Source organism: Belnapia mucosa (assembly GCF_016775475.1).
GTDB lineage: Bacteria > Pseudomonadota > Alphaproteobacteria > Acetobacterales > Acetobacteraceae > Belnapia > Belnapia mucosa.
Genome location: NZ_JAEUXJ010000007.1, coordinates 126,215 through 142,952 on the forward strand (window position 1 = coordinate 126,215; position 16,738 = coordinate 142,952).

19 protein-coding genes are annotated in these 16,738 nt (G+C 72.2%); 6 read left to right on the top strand and 13 right to left on the bottom strand.

Annotated features, from left to right (window positions below; all coding sequences use genetic code 11):
• Window positions 1-33: 33 nt before the first annotated feature.
• From JMJ55_RS17370 to JMJ55_RS17385, 5 genes are read left to right on the top strand one after another with little or no spacing between them, the layout of a single operon-like run.
• The gene (locus JMJ55_RS17370; RefSeq protein ID WP_202826848.1) at window positions 34-336 is read left to right on the top strand and encodes a (2Fe-2S)-binding protein; all 303 of its coding nucleotides are present in this window, start codon (window positions 34-36) and stop codon (window positions 334-336) included.
• Window positions 318-1,685 carry an FAD/NAD(P)-dependent oxidoreductase gene (locus JMJ55_RS17375; protein WP_202826849.1) on the top strand — a complete coding sequence of 456 codons (1,368 nt, stop codon included), beginning with the start codon at window positions 318-320 and terminating at the stop codon, window positions 1,683-1,685. Before JMJ55_RS17370 ends, JMJ55_RS17375 begins: the two co-directional genes overlap by 19 nt.
• Window positions 1,682-2,224: an NAD(P)/FAD-dependent oxidoreductase gene (locus tag JMJ55_RS31630; RefSeq protein WP_268885331.1), complete on the top strand. Its 543-nt coding sequence runs from the start codon at window positions 1,682-1,684 to the stop codon at window positions 2,222-2,224. Before JMJ55_RS17375 ends, JMJ55_RS31630 begins: the two co-directional genes overlap by 4 nt.
• Window positions 2,118-2,822, top strand: coding sequence for an NAD(P)/FAD-dependent oxidoreductase (locus tag JMJ55_RS31635; RefSeq protein WP_268885332.1), 705 nt, complete (start codon window positions 2,118-2,120; stop codon window positions 2,820-2,822). The genes JMJ55_RS31630 and JMJ55_RS31635 overlap by 107 nt, the downstream gene beginning before the upstream one ends.
• Before the next feature lie 14 nt (window positions 2,823-2,836).
• Complete coding sequence (locus JMJ55_RS17385; RefSeq protein WP_202826850.1) at window positions 2,837-3,826, top strand: Bug family tripartite tricarboxylate transporter substrate binding protein; 990 nt, start codon at window positions 2,837-2,839, stop codon at window positions 3,824-3,826.
• 117 nt (window positions 3,827-3,943) lie between these two features.
• Here JMJ55_RS17385 and JMJ55_RS17390 read toward each other — a convergent pair whose 3' ends face one another.
• On the bottom strand, window positions 3,944-4,678 hold the full coding sequence (locus JMJ55_RS17390; RefSeq protein ID WP_202826851.1) for a hypothetical protein: 735 nt from the start codon (window positions 4,676-4,678) through the stop codon (window positions 3,944-3,946).
• 319 nt (window positions 4,679-4,997) lie between these two features.
• Here JMJ55_RS17390 and JMJ55_RS17395 point away from each other — a divergent pair, with 319 nt between their 5' ends.
• A complete protein-coding gene (locus tag JMJ55_RS17395) occupies window positions 4,998-5,885 on the top strand; it encodes a TauD/TfdA dioxygenase family protein (RefSeq protein ID WP_202826853.1) in 888 nt (295 codons plus the stop codon).
• A gap of 10 nt (window positions 5,886-5,895) precedes the next feature.
• On the opposite strand, the gene JMJ55_RS17400 is transcribed toward JMJ55_RS17395, so the two are convergent.
• From JMJ55_RS17400 to JMJ55_RS17455, 12 genes are read right to left on the bottom strand one after another with little or no spacing between them, the layout of a single operon-like run.
• Entirely contained in the window at window positions 5,896-7,065 is a 1,170-nt protein-coding gene (locus JMJ55_RS17400; RefSeq protein WP_202826857.1) for an acyl-CoA dehydrogenase family protein, read from the bottom strand.
• A gap of 2 nt (window positions 7,066-7,067) precedes the next feature.
• The gene (locus JMJ55_RS17405; RefSeq protein WP_202826858.1) at window positions 7,068-8,177 is read right to left on the bottom strand and encodes an acyl-CoA dehydrogenase family protein; all 1,110 of its coding nucleotides are present in this window, start codon (window positions 8,175-8,177) and stop codon (window positions 7,068-7,070) included.
• A 3-nt stretch (window positions 8,178-8,180) separates the two neighbouring features.
• Complete coding sequence (locus JMJ55_RS17410) at window positions 8,181-9,527, bottom strand: MFS transporter (RefSeq protein WP_202826859.1); 1,347 nt, start codon at window positions 9,525-9,527, stop codon at window positions 8,181-8,183.
• A gap of 36 nt (window positions 9,528-9,563) precedes the next feature.
• Window positions 9,564-10,166: a nitrile hydratase subunit alpha gene (locus JMJ55_RS17415; protein ID WP_202826860.1), complete on the bottom strand. Its 603-nt coding sequence runs from the start codon at window positions 10,164-10,166 to the stop codon at window positions 9,564-9,566.
• Window positions 10,163-10,477, bottom strand: a complete 315-nt coding sequence (locus tag JMJ55_RS31640; protein ID WP_202826861.1) for an SH3-like domain-containing protein — start codon at window positions 10,475-10,477, stop codon at window positions 10,163-10,165. The genes JMJ55_RS17415 and JMJ55_RS31640 overlap by 4 nt, the downstream gene beginning before the upstream one ends.
• Window positions 10,474-10,764: an SH3-like domain-containing protein gene (locus JMJ55_RS31645; RefSeq protein ID WP_202826862.1), complete on the bottom strand. Its 291-nt coding sequence runs from the start codon at window positions 10,762-10,764 to the stop codon at window positions 10,474-10,476. Before JMJ55_RS31645 ends, JMJ55_RS31640 begins: the two co-directional genes overlap by 4 nt.
• A 41-nt stretch (window positions 10,765-10,805) precedes the next feature.
• Window positions 10,806-11,726 carry an SH3 domain-containing protein gene (locus tag JMJ55_RS17430; protein WP_202826863.1) on the bottom strand — a complete coding sequence of 307 codons (921 nt, stop codon included), beginning with the start codon at window positions 11,724-11,726 and terminating at the stop codon, window positions 10,806-10,808.
• A gap of 40 nt (window positions 11,727-11,766) precedes the next feature.
• Entirely contained in the window at window positions 11,767-12,141 is a 375-nt protein-coding gene (locus tag JMJ55_RS17435; protein ID WP_202826864.1) for a DsrE family protein, read from the bottom strand.
• On the bottom strand, window positions 12,141-12,950 hold the full coding sequence (locus tag JMJ55_RS17440; protein WP_202826993.1) for a HesA/MoeB/ThiF family protein: 810 nt from the start codon (window positions 12,948-12,950) through the stop codon (window positions 12,141-12,143). The genes JMJ55_RS17435 and JMJ55_RS17440 overlap by 1 nt, the downstream gene beginning before the upstream one ends.
• 22 nt (window positions 12,951-12,972) lie before the next feature.
• Window positions 12,973-13,935, bottom strand: coding sequence for a tripartite tricarboxylate transporter substrate-binding protein (locus JMJ55_RS17445; RefSeq protein WP_202826865.1), 963 nt, complete (start codon window positions 13,933-13,935; stop codon window positions 12,973-12,975).
• 14 nt (window positions 13,936-13,949) lie between these two features.
• Entirely contained in the window at window positions 13,950-15,014 is a 1,065-nt protein-coding gene (locus tag JMJ55_RS17450) for a ketopantoate reductase family protein (protein WP_202826866.1), read from the bottom strand.
• Between the two features lie 58 nt (window positions 15,015-15,072).
• Window positions 15,073-16,647: an ABC transporter substrate-binding protein gene (locus JMJ55_RS17455; RefSeq protein WP_202826867.1), complete on the bottom strand. Its 1,575-nt coding sequence runs from the start codon at window positions 16,645-16,647 to the stop codon at window positions 15,073-15,075.
• Window positions 16,648-16,738 lie beyond the last annotated feature (91 nt).

Consider the following 16,738-nt stretch of genomic DNA (forward strand, 5'->3'; position numbering starts at 1 on the left):
GCCGAAGCTTGCCTGGTTGGGGGATTTCAGGCGATGGCGGGCTTGTTCCACCGCATCGGTGAGCGGGAGCGGCGGCCGGTGCGGCTCGTGGTGGATGGCACCCCGCTCGAGGCGCTGGAGGGCGACACATTGCTGGTCGCCATCCTGACGCAGCGGGCCGCGCTGCGGCTGAACGAATTCGATGGCGGGCCGCGTGCCGGCTTCTGCCTGATGGGCGCCTGCCAGGATTGCCGGGTCTGGACCGAGGCGGGCGAGAGCCTGCGCGCCTGCTCCACGCCCGTCGCCGAGGGCATGCGCATCCTGACGCGGGAGGTGGCATGGACCGGCCAGCCGTGATCGTCATCGGCGCCGGCCCGGCCGGCATCCGCGCCGCGGCGCGGCTGGTGCAGGCCGGGCTGCGGCCGGTGCTGATCGAGGAAGGCGGCCGCGAGGGCGGCCAGATCTATCGCCGCCAGCCGGCAAATTTCACCCGCCCGCCCGCCGCGCTCTACGGCGCCGATGCCGGGCGCGCCACGCGGTTGCATGGCGACTTCGCCGCGCTCCGCGCCCAGATCGACTGGCGGCCGGAGACGCTGGCCTGGGGCGTGACCGAGGACGGGCTGATGCTGCTGCGCGAGGGCCGCGCCGAGGCGCTGCCCTGGCAAGCCATGATCCTGGCGACCGGCGCGACCGAGAGGGTGATGCCGGTGCCCGGCTGGACCCTGCCCGGCGTCTATGGGCTCGGCGGGGCGCAGATCGCGCTGAAGGCGCAGGCGGCGCTGATCGGACAGCGGCCGGTCTTCCTCGGCACCGGGCCGCTGCTCTACCTGGTCGCCTGGCAATATGCGAAGGCGGGCGCCGATGTGCAGGCGGTGCTGGATACCAGCCCCTGGCATCTGCGGCTGCGCGCGGCGCCCTGGCTGGCGGCGCGGCCGGGGATGCTGGCGCGCGGGCTGCGCTATACCGCCGATCTGCGCCGCCGCGGTGTCCGGTTGGCGGGCGGCGTCACCCCGCTCGGCATCGAAGGCGAAGGCCAGGTGGCGGCGCTGCGCTGGCGCGATGCCGCCGGGCGGGAACAGCGGACCGAGTGCGATGCCATCGGCCTCGGCCATGGGTTGCGGTCGGAGACGCAGCTCGCCGACCTGCTGCAATGCGACTTCGCCTTCGATCCTGTGGCGCGGCAATGGCTGCCGGTGCGGGATGCGGATGGCCGCAGCACCCGCACCGGCGTCTATCTGGCCGGCGACGGGGCGCTGGCGCGGGGCGCCGATGCGGCGGAGGCGGCCGGGCAGCTCGCCGCCTGCGCCGCGCTGCGCGACCTCGGCCACCCCGTCGATGAGCTGGAGATGACGACGCTCCGCGGCCGGCTGCGGCCGATGGGCCGCTTCCGGCGCGGGATCGAGACCGCCTTCCCCTGGCCCGCCCGTCTCGCCGCCGGCCTGCCGGACGAGACTGTGATCTGCCGCTGCGAGAGCATCACCGCCGGCGATATCCGCGCCAGCGCCCGGGCGCTGGACGCGCCGGAGGTCAATCGCGCCAAGGCCTTCATCCGCGCCGGCATGGGCCGCTGCCAGGGGCGGGTCTGCGGCCTGGCCGCCGCCGAGGTCCTGGCTGCGGCGCGCGGCGTGCCGGTGGAGCAGGTCGGCCGGCTGCGCGGCGCCGCACCGGTGAAGCCGCTGCCCGCCGCGACGGAGTTCGCCGAATGATCCCGCGCCAGGCCGATGCCATCATCGTCGGCGGCGGCATCATGGGCGCCGCCACCGCCTTCTTCCTCCGCCAGCACGGGATGTCGGTGATCCTGCTGGAGCGCGACCTGCTCGGTCAGGCGGCAAGCGGGGTGAATTTCGGCAATGTCCGCCGCCAGGGCCGCTTCCTGCCGCAGCTTCCCCTCGCCAACCGCTCCCGCGAGATCTGGGGCCAGCTGCCGGAGCTGCTGGGCGAGGATGTGGAATTCCTGCCCTCCGGCCATCTTCGCCTCGCCTTCCGGGAGGCAGATGCGGCGCAGCTCGAAGCCTATGCGCGCGATGCCCGGCCCTATGGGCTGGAGCTGGAGCTGATCAGCCACAACGCGCTGCGGGAGCGCTTTCCCTTCCTCTCGCCGGAGGTCGTCATGGCCTCCTACTCGCCGGTGGATGGGCATGGCCAATCCGCGGCTCGCCGCCCCGGCCTTCGGCCGCGCCGCCCGCCGCGCCGGCGCCACGGTGCTGGAGAACACGGAAGTCCTGGGCATCGGCAAGCCCGGTGAGGATTTCGTGGTGGAGACGCGCGGGGCCGGCAGCTTCCGCGCGCCCCTGCTGCAGGTCTCGGCCGGGGCCTGGGGCGGGGCGCTGGCCGCGGCGCTGGGCGAGCCGGTGCCGATCATCGCCCGCGCGCCGCAGATGGGCGTGACGGAGCCGGCGCCCTACCGTATCGCTCCCGTCCTCGGCGTACAGAGCGGCGTGGCGCAGGAAGTGGTCTATCTGCGCCAGGTGAAGCGCGGCAACATCGTCTTCGGCGGCGGCTTCCGCGGCACCGCCGGCCTCGTCACGCAGCGCGCGACGCTCGACCCGATGAACACGCTGCGCCAGCTGCCGATGATCGCCCGGCTGCTGCCGGCGATTGCGCGCCTCGCCGTCATCCGCAGCTGGAGCGGGGTCGAGGGCTATATGGCCGACGACATCCCGGTGATGGGGCCGAGCCGCGTGCTGCCTGGCCTGTTTTATGCTTTCGGCTTCTGTGGCCATGGCTTCCAGCTTGGCCCCGGCGTCGGCGCCACCATGGCGGAACTGCTGGCGACCGGCGCGCCCGGCGTGCCGATCGATGCCTTCCACATCGCCCGCTTCGCCGAAGCCGGCGCGGCCTGACAGGAGTGCCGAGGATGCTGCTCCCACCGTCCCTTCCCCGTCGCGGGCTGCTCGGCCTCGCGGCCGGCGGGCTCGCGGCGCCGGCGCTGGCCCAGCCTGCCTGGCCGAGCGGGCCGGTGCGGATCATCATCCCCTTCGCCCCGGGCGGCGGCACGGATGTGACCATCCGGCTGATGGCGCCCCGCATGTCGGCCTTTCTCGGCCAGCCGCTGGTGATGGAGAACCGGCCGGGCGCCGGCAGCACGCTCGGCACCGACCTCGTTGCCAAATCGCCGCCTGATGGCTCGGTCTTCGTGCATGCGACGCTTTCCTCCACCGGGATCGCCGCGGCGCTGTATCGCCATCTGCCCTATGACCCGATCCGCGACCTGGCGCCGATCGCGCCCACCGTCTTCGTCCCGCTGGTGCTGGCGGTGACGACCACGGGCTGGGACATCCGCACGCCGGCGCAGCTGGTGGAGACGCTGCGGGCCAGCCCCAACCGCTACCAATATGGCAGCAACGGCATCGGCGCGACCGGGCACCTGGCCAGCGCCAATTTCCTGACCCGTATCGGCGCCCAGGCGGTGCACATTCCCTATCGCGGCGGCGGCGAGACCTTCGGCGCGCTGGTGAAGGGGGAGGTGCAATTCCTGCACGACATCACCGGCCTGCTGCAGCCGCATGCCAATGCGGGGACCATCCGCTGCCTCTTCGTCACCTCGCAGGAACGCTCGCCGGTGATGCCGGATGTGCCGACGGCGAAGGAGGCGGGCATCCCCGACTACCCGGCCTATTCCTGGTTCGGCCTGTTCGGCCCGGCCGGGACCCCGGCGCCGATCCAGGCGCGGATGGCCGCGGCGGTGGAACATGCCCTGGCCGATCCGGCCCTCCTGGCGCGGCTCGAAGGGCTCGGCACGCCGGGGATGCCGGGCTGGACGCCGCAGCGCTTCGCCCAATACGTGAAGGACGAGACGGCCCTCTGGGGTCCCCTGGTCCGCGCCTCCGGCGCCGAGCAGAATTGAGGCCGGGGCCAGGCTCCTCGCCACGGATCATCCCGCCGGGCGCCACCATCCCGGGCGACCGGATGGCAGGCCGCCTGCGCGGCCTGCCAGGGCCAGGCGGCTAGGGTGCCGCCAGGGTCATAGGTACCAGTTGCCGGTCGCCGCGAAATTCTCGGTGACCTGGGCGGCGATGGCGTTCCAGTCAACCACGTCGTTCGCGTCGAGCCCAAGGTCGTCCACGGCCGCAAGCACATCGGCTGCCGGGGCCACGCCGTTCAGCTCGCCAGAGGCAACGGGCAGGGCCAGCTTGTATCCGTCGGTCCCATCAACCTCGCCGGTCGTGTCGGCGCCCTGGTTGGCGTTGGTGGTCAGGCCATGGATGACGATCTCCTTGGCCTCCAGCGGCGTGATGCCATCGAAGATGGCGCTCGCATTCGGGTCGTCGGCCGCGAAGGTGAAGACCTCGTGGTAGCTCAGCCTGCCATCGGCGCCGACGGTCGGGAACATCGCCTGGTCGGTGTGATCATGGCCGTCCGTGCCATGGTCATGGGCGGAGTTCTCGGGGTTCAGCGTCAGGTTGAGCTGGATCGGGCCGTAGGTGGCGAGGCCCTCAGCCAGTTCCACGAAGCCGTCCCCGTCGCTGTCCTGGGCGATGGTGGGCGACTTGGCGTCGGTGTCGTCGGTGAAGCCGTGAATGTGCTGGATGTGCATCGGACCTGGTTCCAGGCCGGCAGCCTGGATGTCCACGGTCAGGGTGCGGGCATCCTGATCAATCAGCAGGACGGCCCGGCCCTCGACGCCCGAATTGTTCAGCGCCGTCAGGTCGGTCGAGTAGAGCAGCTTGCCGTCCTGGACGTAGGTGTCGTGTGCCATGTCTTCCTCCCGAGCCGTATGGGCCCGAACACCCTACGGGCCGGGAGAAGCGCCGGATGCGGAACAAACGGCCCAATAATCGTATCGCAATCTAGTATTGCGAGGCTGGGAGGGTCCCAGGCAATATTGTGCTGGGTGCGGTCCATTACGAATGAGGCTGCAGTCTCGACATATGCAGGGTTAGCAAGGTCCCCGTTCTCCCAGGTCCGGCAGCACGCCCGTCGCCCCGCCGGCCAACTTCGGCCATGCTTCAGTGCAGACGGATCATGCTCTAGATTTGCGCCAAAGGGGCCGAAGCCCCGAGGAGGAACTCTGCGCCATGACCCTTGCCATTCGCCCCGCCAACCCGTCCCGCCCCGACTTCGTGGGTGAAGTCTCGGGGGCCGACCTGCGCCAGCCTCTCGGCCCGGCCGAGGTGGCGGCGATCGAGGCCGGCATGGACCGCTATGCCGTGCTGGTCTTCCGCAACCAGGATATCAACGACCAGCAGCAGATCGTCTTCAGCCGGAATTTCGGTGAGCTGGAGCTGGCCACCGGCGACCTTGCCCAGGGCCAGGCCCGCCGCCTCTCGATGGAGATCAACGACATCTCCAACCTCGAGCGCGACGGGTCGGTGATGGCGCGGGACGACCGCAAGCGGCTGTTCGGCCTGGGCAACATGCTCTGGCACAGCGACAGCAGCTTCAAGGCGACGCCGGCCAAGTATTCGCTGCTCTCGGCGCGTGTCATCCCGGAAGGCGGCGGCAACACCGAATTCGCCGATATGCGCGCCGCCTGGGATGCGCTGGACGAGGAAACCCGGGCGCTGGTGCGGGACCTGATCTGCGAGCACAGCCAGATCTATTCCCGCGGCGTGCTCGGCTTCACCGATTTCACGCCGGAGGAGCTGGCGAAGTGGCAGCCCGTGCCGCAGCGGCTGGTGCGGCGGCATCCGAGCACGGGGCGGCTCTCGCTCTTCCTCTCCTCCCATGCCGGGGCGATCCGGGGCTGGCCGGTGCCGGAGGCGCGGGCGCTGCTGCGCGACCTGACGGAGCATGCGACGCAGCGGGAATTCGTGCATGCCCATGTCTGGCGGCCGCATGACCTAGTGATGTGGGACAACCGCGCCACCATGCACCGTGCGCGGCGCTACGATGCCACCAAGGTGCGCGACCTGCACCGCACGACAGTCGCGGATGTGGCGCCGACGCTGGAGCAGGCGGCCTAGGGCCGCCTCGCTACTGGCTCCGCACCTGCCGGAAGGGCAGGTCGCGGTCCACCTCCGGCTCCCTCGGCAGGCCCAGCACCCGTTCGCCAATGATGTTGCGCTGGATCTGGTCGGTGCCGCCACCGATCGAGGTGAAATAGGCATTGAGGGTCAGGAAATTGGCATCCTCCGCACGGGGATGCTCCGGCCCTTCGAACAGGCTCTCCGGGCCGAGGATGGCGGTGCGCAGCCGCGCCTCCTCATGCAGGATGCGCGACATGGCGAGCTTGCCGAGGCTCATCAGGGGCGAGGAAGTGCCCTGCGCTAGGTCGGCCTTGGCCCGCGCCGTGTTGAGCGCGTTCAGCGCCCGATAGGCCAGCACCCGCGCCAGGTCCTGCCGCAGCACCGGATCGCCGAGCCGCCCGGCCTCCCGCGCCAGGGCGATCAGCGGCGGCTCGCCCGTGCCCTCCGCCACGCCGCTGCGCGGGCCGCGCGCTGCCTCCCCCATCACCGAGCGTTCATAGGCCAGCGCGGTCTGCAGCACCGCCCAGCCCTGGCCCGGCTGGCCGAGCAGGTTCTCCTCGGGGATCAGCGCATCGGTCAGGAAGACCTCGTTGAAGCGGCTCTCGCCGGTGATCTGACGCAGCGGCCGCACCTCCACCCCCGGCTGGCGCATCGGGCAGAAGAAGAAGCTGATGCCCCGGTGCTTCGGCGCGTCCCAATCGGTGCGGGCGACGAGCATCCCGTATTCCGCGACGGCGGCGTAGGAGGTCCAGACCTTCTGCCCGTTCACCACCCATTGCCCGTCCCGCCGCTCCGCCCGGCAGCGCAGACCGGCGAGGTCGGAGCCGGCATTGGGCTCGGAATAGAGCAGGCACATCGGCACCTCGCCGCGCAGCATGCGCAGCAGCAGCCTTTCCTTCAGCGCCTGGGTGCCGAAGGCGAGCAGGGTATTGGCATAGAGGTTGGTGCGGTCCTGCCCCGTGCCGGGCGCGCCGAGGGCGGCGAATTCCGCCTCGATGATCCGCGCCTCGGCATCCGGCAGGGCGCGGCCGCCCCATTCGACCGGCCAGCGCGGCACCGCCCAGCGTGCCTCGACCACCTTGGCCAGCCAGGCGCGGGCGGCGGCCTCATCCGCGGCGGGGCCGGTCCAATGGGCGGCAAGCCAGGCGCGGACCTCGTCCCGCAATGCGTCGGTCATGCTCATGCTCCCAGCGCCTGGAGATAGCGCTCGCGGTGCCAGGCCGGGGCGCCGAGCAATTGCACATCGGCCCGTGCCCGGCGGAGATAGAGATGCGCCGGGTGGTCCCAGGTGAAGGCGATGCCGCCATGCATCTGGATGGCGGTGGCGGCGATGGTGGCGAAGGCCTCGGCGCAGGCGAAGCCGGCGAGATGGACCGCGGCGCCGGCCCCCACCGCGCGCCCCTCCAGCGCCTCGGCGGCATGGCGGGCGGCGGAGATGGCGCTTTCGGCTTCCAGCAGCAGGTCGGCCGCCATGTGCTTGATGGCCTGGAAGCTGCCGATCGGCCGGCCGAATTGGATGCGGGTCTTGGCGTACTCGACCGTCATCTCCAGCACCCGCCGCCCGGCGCCGGCCTGTTCCCCGGCCATTGCCACCTGGGCGAGGTCGAGCGCCGCCTCCACCGCCGCCCAGCCCGGCCGCCCACCCAGCCGCCGCGCCGGGGCGCCGGTGAAGCGGATCTCGGCGATGCGCAGGCTGTGGTCGAAGCAGGGCAGCGCCGCGACCACCAGGCCGGCGGCGCGTGGATCGGCCTCGAAGACGGCGATGCCCTCGGCGGTGCGGGCGGCGACCAGCAGCAGGTCGGCATTCTGCCCGTGCAGGACGAAGGAGGCGGTGCCGGAGAGGGTCCAGCCCCCGCCGTCCGGCACGGCCTCGACCGCCACGCCCGCCTCGGTCCAGCTCCCGGCCGGCCCGGTGATGGCCGCGGCGGCGATGCGGGAGCCATCGGCGATCCCCGGCAACAGCCGCGCCGCCGTCGCCTCATCGCCGAGCGCCGCGACCAGCCCCGCCGCCAGCACCCCGCTGCCGAGCAGCGGGCCGGGCAGCAGTGCCGCTCCCACCTCCTCCATGGCGAGTTCCAGCGCCACCGGCCCGGCACCGGTGCCGCCATGCGCGGCCTCGACGACCAGCCCGACCAGGCCGAGCTCGGCGAGCTGCCGCCAGAGGGTGGGGTCGTAGCCCGCCGGCGTCTCCATCACGCGCCGCAGCTCGGCCTCACCGGCACGGGCGGCGAGCAGCCGCCGGAGCTGGTCCCGGAAGGCGAGCGCCTCCTCCCTGCCGATGCCGGCCATGCCTTACCCTCCCCTGGAGCCCCGCCCACCGCGCAGCAGGCTGAACAGCGCGGCGGCCAGGGCGAAGCAGGCCCCCGCCGCGATCGCCAGCTTCGGCCCGCCGCCGGTCTGGAAGGCCAGCGCCACCAGCGTGGTGCCGAGGGCCTGGCCGAACAGCCGCGCCGTCGCCTGCATCCCGCCCGCCCCGCCGCTGCGCGCCTTGGGCGCAGCGGAGAGCATGGTGCGGTTGTTCGGCGTCTGGAAGAAGCCGAATCCGAAGCCCCCCAGCGCGACGGCGAGGCCGAGCAGGACCACCGAGGCATCCCCCGGCAGCAGCACCAGCGCCAGCAGTGCCACCGCCAGCACCGAGCCGCCGAACATGCAGAGCCGCGAGGTCGGCATCCGGTCCGAGAGCCGCCCGGCCCAGGGGGCCGAGAAGGCGAGGGCCAGCGGCCAGGGCGTCATCATCAGCCCGGTCGTCACCTGCGGATGGCCGTTGCTGGTGAAATGGAAGGGCAGGGAGACGAAGCCCAGCGCCCAGGCCGCGAAGGCGCAGACCGAGGCGATGACCGAGAAGCCGACCGAGGGCAGCCGCAGCAGGTCGAGCGGCAGCAGCGGGGTCGGCGTCGCCAGGTCCCGCCGCACCAGCGCCACCGCCGCCAGCAGCCCCGCCACGAGGCAGGCCGCGGCCAGCCAGGGCATCGCCAGCACCAGATCGGCGCCGAGGAAGACCAGGGCGAAGGCAACCGCCGCCAGCCCCGCCGCCACCCCATCGAAGCGGCGATTCGCCCGCGGCGTCTCGGGCAGGGTCAGGGCGCCGATGACGATGCCGGCGATGCCGAGCGGCACATTGACCGCGAAGAGCAGAGGCCAGGGACCGAGGGCGAGGATCGCCGAGCCGATGGTCGGCCCCGCCGCCGCGGAGGCGGCGACGGTCATGGCATTCACGCCGATGGCGCGGCCCAGCTCCCGCCCCGGATAGGTGTAGCGGACCAGCCCCGCCGTCAGCGCCATCACCGCCGAGGCACCGAGCCCCTGCACCACCCGCGCCGCGACCAGCAGGGGGAAGGAGGGCGCGAGCGCACAGCCGAGCGAGGCGCAGACATAGAGCACCATGCCGGCCAGGAAGACCCGGCGGAAACCCAGGATCTCGGCCAGCGAGGCGAAGGAGATCAGCGTCGAGACCACGACGATCTGATAACCATTGGTCAGCCAGATCACGCTGGCCGGGCCGACGCCGAGATCCTGCGCGATGGCCGGCAGCGCCACATTGACCATGGCAGTGTCGAGCACGGTGACGACGATGGAGACCAGGATCGCCGCGACCGCCAGGGTGCGGCGCGGCTGTGGCAGTCCGTCCTGCGGAATCATTCCCTGGCCTGGTCCCCGGCGTTTCCCGCCGGCAGCCTATTCCGCGGCGACAGCCACCGGAAGCCGCGGCAGGGCCACGCCCACCAGCACGTCCCGCGTGACGATGGCGGTGAGCTGGTCCTCGCTCCAGCCCTCGGTCCCCGCCGGGCGCATCGGCAGCACCATCCAGCGGTAGTCGGCGGTGCTGTCCACCACCCGCACCTGCGTCCCGGCCGGCAGGACGGTGCCCCATTCGGCCAGCACCGCGCGGGGCTCCCGCACCGCCCGGGCGCGGTATTCGAAGGATTTGTACCAGTGCGGCGGGTAGCCCAGCACGGCGCGCGGGTAGCAGCTGCACAGGGTGCAGACGACCAGGTGATGCAGCCCCGGCGCATCCTCGAGCACGCCGAGCGGTGGCGCGCCGGCCATGGAGACGCCCATCTGCTCGGCCGCCGTGGCGCCATCCGAGAGCAGCAGGCGGCGGTAATCGGCGTCGAGCCAGGCGCGGGCCACCATGCGGGCGCCGATTTCCGGGCTGGCGCGGTCGGTGCTGGCCTGGCGGGCGGCGATCTCCTCCTCGGTCACCAGGCCGCGCGCCGTCAGCGCCGCGACCAGCTTCTCGAGCTTCAGGAGGGATTCGGGGCGGGCGGGGGCGCTCATGCGGCCTCCTGGGTCGGGGTGGCGGTGGGCTCCAGCCAATGCTCGAAGATCTCGACCAGCAGGCTGTCGCCGGCCTCGCCTTCGGCCCAGATCGGCGGCTGGTCGAACAGCACGTGATAGAGGGCACGGCGCGGCGCCGGGCGGGCGAAGGCCAGGTCCTCGGGATTGGCGAAGCGGCCGAGCAGGCGGACCACCGTGCCCTCCCGACCGCGCAGATAATGCGGCGTGCGGATATGGCAGGGGCCGCGGCGCTCCGGCCAGTCGTCCCGGACGCGGATGCGGGTGCCGGGAGAGAAGGCGGCCTCGCTCACCGGAGGTCCTCCGGCGCGACCACGCCCTTCTCGACCATCAGCGTGCTGATCGAGGTGAGCCAGCGCTCGTAATAGGTCATGGTGAAGTAGTCGGCCTCGGGGATGCTCTCGATGCCCCGGCGCAGCTCATCGACCGTCATCATGCCCTTCTGGGCGAGGATCTGCCGCAGCGCATCGACCCGCTTGCCGAAGGCATCGGGCGGTGCCTCGTCGCGCTCGACCGGGGAGCAGCGGTAGCGGCTGGCACCGCCGAGGTCATGGATGGCAGGAGTGGGGGCGTCGCTCATGGGACGAGAGGCTAGGGCGGGGCGGGCGTTCGCGTCCAGCCTCAGTCGCCCACCGCCTCATCCGCCGCCACGCCCCAGATCTCGGAGCGCTTGATCCAGCCGCGATAGTCGCCGACCCGGGCCTCGCACCAGGCGCTGCCGGCCTCGCAGCGGCGGAGGCTGCCGATGACGCCGGGGCGGAGCCGGGCGACGGGCTCTGACCCCTCCTCCGGCCGGCGGCGCAGCGCCCGCTCCTCGCCCTGCACCAGGAAGCTGCGGCGGGCAGTCAGCAGCGGCTTCTGCACCCAGCCCTCCGTACCCTCCGGGTCGCGGATGCGGCGCCAGGCCTGGTGCTCCTCGATGATCTGCACCGGCAGATCCTTCCGCTGATAGGTCCAGTCGATGCGGAAGCGGAGATCGGGCCCAACGCGCAGATTCACCTGGTTGGAGCCGAGCGCGGCATAGCGCGGCAGCGGCCGGCCGGTATCGGAGCCGACCGAGGGCTGGGGCGGCGGCGGTGGGGCAGCCGGGGCCACCGGCGGGACAATGGCCGCCGCGGCGCCGGCGGCAGCCCCGGCCGCGGCCCCCGCGGCGGCGGCCGGGGCGCGGCGGCGCGGCGGCTGCTGGCCGGCGGCTGGTGGCGTGGCCGGGCGCGGGCTGGCGGTGGCGCCGGGGCGGGGCTGCACCGTCGGCGCCGGCGGCTTGGCGGTGCTGGCAGACGGGGCGGCGGGCGGCGTGGCCGGGCGGGGCGGGGCGGGGCTCGGCCGGGGCGGCGTGGCAGCCCCGGCGCGCGGCTGGCTCGGCTGCTGCGGCGCGGCCGGTGCGGGGGCATGCGCCGGCGCGGGGGCAGCCGGCGCGGCGCGGGGCGGCGGCAGGCTGCCCGGCTGGCCCAGGCTGCTTTGCGCCCAGGCGGAAGGGGCCCAGGCGGTGGGGGCCAGGGCCAGCCCGGAGAGCAGCAGGGCGAGGGGGCGGGGATGTATCACGGGTCTGGCATGCCAAGCCGGGACCCCCGCGGTCAAGCTGCTATAGCGTGGCGATCTGGCCATCGCCGATGGCGGCGAGGAAGCTGGCCACCCCGGCGACCTCGACACCGGGCCGCAGCGCCGCGGCCTCCAGCGCCTCGGTCCGCAGCCCGGCCTCGCAGGCGATCATCCGCAGGCCGAGCTCCTCCGCCGCCTCGATCAGCGTGCCGATGCCGGCCACACCCGTCGCGGCGACCTCCGCCTCGCGCGGCTCGCGCAGGAGCGGCGCATCGGCCAGGAACAGCCGGCAGCCGGCATTGGTGGCGAAGAGCGTCACCTCCCGTCCCAGCGCCGCCGCCCCGGTCGCCAGCACCAGGGCGTAATGCGCCCGCTCATGCCCGCCCGAGATCAGCAGGATGCCGAGCGACCGGGCCATCAGGCGGCATGCGCCGAAAGGTCGTGGATCGTCGCCGCCTCGCCGCAGAGGGCACAGGCCGGGTCGCGGCGCAGGCGGATGGTGCGGAAGCGGGCATCCAGCGCATCCCAGAGCAGCAGCCGCCCCGACATCCCCTCGCCGATGCCGAGGATCTCCTTCAGCACCTCGGCGGCCTGGAGCGTGCCCATCACGCCGGTGACGGCGCCGAGCACCCCGGCCTCGGAACAGCTCGGCACCAGGCCCGGCGGCGGCGGCTCCGGGTGGAGGCAGCGATGGCAGGGATGCGGCGCGCCGAGATGCGACTTGAAGGTGGAAAGCTGTCCCTCGAAGCGCAGCACCGCGGCCGAGACCAGCGGCCGGCCGAGCAGGTGGCAGGCATCGCCGAGCAGGAAGCGGGTCGGGAAATTATCGGTGCCGTCGCAGACCAGATCGTAGCGGGGGATCTGATCCCGTGCCGTAGCCGCATCCATGCGGCGGGGATGTACCTCGACCCGGACTTCCGGATTGAGCCCGGCCAGGGTCTCGGCAGCGCTCTCAGCCTTGTTGCGGCCGATCCGGGCAGTGCTGTGGATCACTTGGCGCTGGAGGTTCGACAGCTCCAGCGCGTCGTGGTCGAGGATTCCGATCGTGCCGACGCCCGCCGCCGCCAGATAGAGCGCGAGCGGCGCCCCGAGCCCGCCCGCGCCGACCACCAGCACCCGCGCCGCCCGCAGCCGCGCCTGCCCGACCGCCCCCACATCCTGCAGCAGGATGTGGCGGGAATAGCGATGCAGCTCGGCATCGGAGAAATCGAGGTCCATCCCCCGCATATGGGCCGGGGGCGTTCCGGCCTCAATCGGCAAAGGCGCCGGCGGCCTGGATGATCGGCCGCCAGCGCGCCACCTCCTCGGCCAGGAAGCGGCGGTGGAAGGCGATGCTGGCGCGCTCCTCCGTCGCCGGCGCGGTCGCCAGCTCGGCGAAGCGGCGGCGGAGCGTCCCGTCCCGCATCGCCATCCGCAGCGCGGCCGAGAGCGCCTCCTGCACCTCCGCCGGCGTGCCGGCCGGGGCATACATCGCATGCCAAGTGGTCATGACCAGCGCCGGGAAGCCGGCCTCCGTCGTGGTCGGCAGGTCCGGCAGCTCGGCCAGCCGGGCCGTGCTGGTGACGGCGTAGGAGGCGATGCGGTTGTCCTTGATGAAGGGCACCGTGTTGGTCGCCTGGTCGCAGAGCAGGTCGAGCCGCCCCGCCATCAGCTCGGCGATGGCCGGGCCGGTGCCGCGGAAGGCAATCGTCGTCGCCCGGGCCCCGGCCGCCTGCTGCAACAGCACGCCGCAGAGATGCGCGGCGGAGCCGAGCCCGGCATGGGCGAGGTTCAGCCGGTCCCCGCCCTCGCGCAGCGCGGCGATATAGCTGCGGAGATCGGTCGCCGGGAAGCCCGGCTTGGCGACGAAGGTCATCGCCGCGTCGGAGACGAGGCCGAGCGGCGCGAAGCTCTCCAGCACGTCATAGGGCAGCTTGCGATAGAGCGTGGCGCTGGCGGCGAAGCCGATATTGTTGACCAGCAGCGTATAGCCGTCCGGCCGCGCCTGGGCGGCGCGCTGCGGCCCGACCAGGGAGCCGCCGATCGCCTCCACCACCACCGGCTGGGGCAGGGCGCGGCCCAGCGCATCGGCGAGGATGCGGGTGATCGTATCGGTCGGCCCACCCGCGGCGCCGGCGGCGACGATGGTGATGGGACGGCTGGGGAAGGGCTGCGCCCCGGCGGTGCCGAGGCCGGCGAGGAGCAGGAGGCAGGCAAGACGGAGGATGGCCATGGCGTCGCGCTCCCCTAGTTCAGCCGCAGGTCGAGGATGTGACGCGGGTCGGGCTGCAAATCGCCCCGTTCCACGCGCTTCACGATATCCGTCAGGGCCGCGTTGGCGGGCGTCGAAAGCCCGATCTCCTTCGCCCGGTCCACGATATAACCGTTAAGGAATTCGATCTCGGTGCGGCGGCCCTTCACCATGTCCTGGCCCATGGAGGGGCGATGCGCGCCGCCGCCGGGCTTGCGGGCCTCGGCCAGGCGGTGCTCGTCATAGGCATGCCGGGCCTCCGGATCGCCCTCGCCGGCGCGGGCGATCACCTCCGGCTCGATATGATGGATCTCCTCCAGGCTGTAGCCGAGGGCCTGGCCGACCCGGATCGCCTCGCTCCCGAGGCGGGCGGTGAAGGCGCGAAGCGTATCGTCCAGCAGGATGTCGCGGGAGACGAGGCCGGTGCAGGCCGAGAGACCGTTCGCCATGGCATTGGTCACCAGCTTCGACCAGCGCTCGCCCCAGAGATTGCCCGTGACCTGCGTGCTGTCGGACAGCGCCGTCAGCCGGCCGATCTCCTGCGCCCGGTCGGTGATGCGGCCATGCACCTCGCCGACGCGGAAGACGGTGTGGGAGGCGCCGGACTTGCCGGCAGCGCGCCGCACATGGCCCGGCTCGCAGAGATCGACGGTGATGGAGGAGGCGATGGCGCCGAGCACCCGGCCCCAGCCGACGATGCCGGCGATGGTCTCCTCGTTCATGCAATTCTGCAAGGAGACGCAGTAGCCACCGGGTGCCAGATACTGCCGCACCATCAGCGTGGCCCAGGCGGTGTCGTAGGACTTCACGCAGATGAAGGCGATGTCGAAGGGCCGCTCCTTCGAGACATGCTGTAATTCCGTCAGATGGATGGCGCGGACCGGGACGGTGAATTCCGGCACGTCGCGCAGATGGGAGATGCGCAGCCCGCGGCTCCGCATCGCCTCCACATTCTCCGGCCACATATCGACGAAGGTTACGTCCTCGCCGGCCTGTGCCATATGCGCTCCGGCATAGCCGCCGACCGCGCCGGCGCCGATGATGGCGATGCGGTTGCCCATGGATGTCTCCTGCCCTTGGGCCGGGATTATGCGCCCTCCTCCGCCGGCAGCAAGCCGCCTAGCCCTTCTCAAGGTTCCAGTAGAACAGCGCCGGGCCGGGGATCAGCCCCTTCAGGCTGCGGCGATAGGCGATGGAGCTGCGATACTGGCCGAGCGGGATATTGGTCACCGTCTCGGCATGGGTCCGCTCCAGCGACTTCAATACGGATTGGCGGGCGGCGGCGTCGGTGGCGAAGGTCCAGTCCTCGATCAGCTTCGGCACGCGGGTGTCGCAGGGCCAGCCGAACCAGGCATCCTCGCAATGCCGGACGAAGGTGTTGAGCAGCGGGTTGGCGATGCCGGTCAGCGTCGCATTGGTGACGAAGAGGTTCCAGCCACCCTGGCCCGGCGGGGATTTCTGCGACCGGCGCTGCACCAGCGCGCTCCAGTCCATCACCTGGAGGTCCACATTGGCGCCCATCTTCCGCAGCGTATCGGCCAGGACCAGCGCGCCGGGATGCAGCGTGGCATTGTCGGCCGGGTCCATCACCACCAGCGGGCGGCCGTCATAGCCAGCGGCGCGCAGCGCCTCCCCGGCCTTGGCGGCCTCAAGGCGCGGCCAGCCGAGGCTGTCGAATTGCGCCGCATCCTCCGGCGTGCAGCCGAAGCTGGCGGCGCATTCGCGCCAGGGATTCCGGTCGCCGACCGAGGCGGCCATGAAGTCGTCCTGGCGGATCGCCGCCATCAGCGCCCGCCGTGCCTCGGGCTTGTCGAAGGGCGGATGCAGATGGTTGATGGCGACGAAGAGCTGGTAACCGAGCGGGTCGTTCGGCGCCACCACCACATCCCGCGCGCGGGCCAGGCGCGGCAGCAGGTCCGGCGCCGGGCTTTCCAGCAGGTCGTATTCGCCCGTCAGCAGGCCGTTCGCCGCCGTTGCCGAATCCGGCGTGTAGAGGGATTCGACGCGGTCGATCTTCACCAGCTTGCCGCCGGCGGCCTGGCTCGGCGGCTCGTCGCGCGGAACATATTGGCGGAAGCGCTCATAGACGACCTTAATGCCCGGCACCCACTCCTCGCGCAGGAAGCGGAAGGGGCCGGAGCCGATGACCTCCGGGATCTGCTGGGTCGGATCGGTCCGGGCCAGCCGCTCCGGCATCATGAAGGGGACGTTGCTGTCGATCTTGCCGAGCGCGTCCAGCACGAAGCCGACCGGGCGCTTCAGCACCAGCTTGAAGCTCCGCGCATCGTCCGGCTCCAGGCTCTCGGTCACGCCCATCAGGGCGCGGCCCATGCCGTCGCGTGCGCCCCAGCGGCGGATCGAGGCGGTGCAGTCGGAGGCCAGCACCGGCGTCCTGTCATGCCAGAGCAGGCCGGGGCGGAGGCGGAAGCGCCAGATGGTGCCGTCGGCGCTGGTCTCCCAGGCCTCGACCATCTGCGGCCGCGGCTGGTTCTGCGCATCGAGCGCGAAGAGCGTGTCCCAGACCAGATAGGCGTGGTTGCGGGTGAGGTAGGTGGTGGTCCAGATCGGGTCGAGCGCCCGCAGGTCGCCGATCGGCACCGACCGGATGACCGAGCGCGCATCCTGCGCCCGGGCGGCGGTGATCAGGGCCGGCAGGCCGAGCGCAGATTGCAGCAGGGGGCGACGGGCGATCATGGGCGGATCCTTGCAGAGCATGATCGCCGTAGGCCGGCACGGCCGAAGGCGTGAATCATGCGACCAAGAAGATTGATCCGGGGCCGGCTGT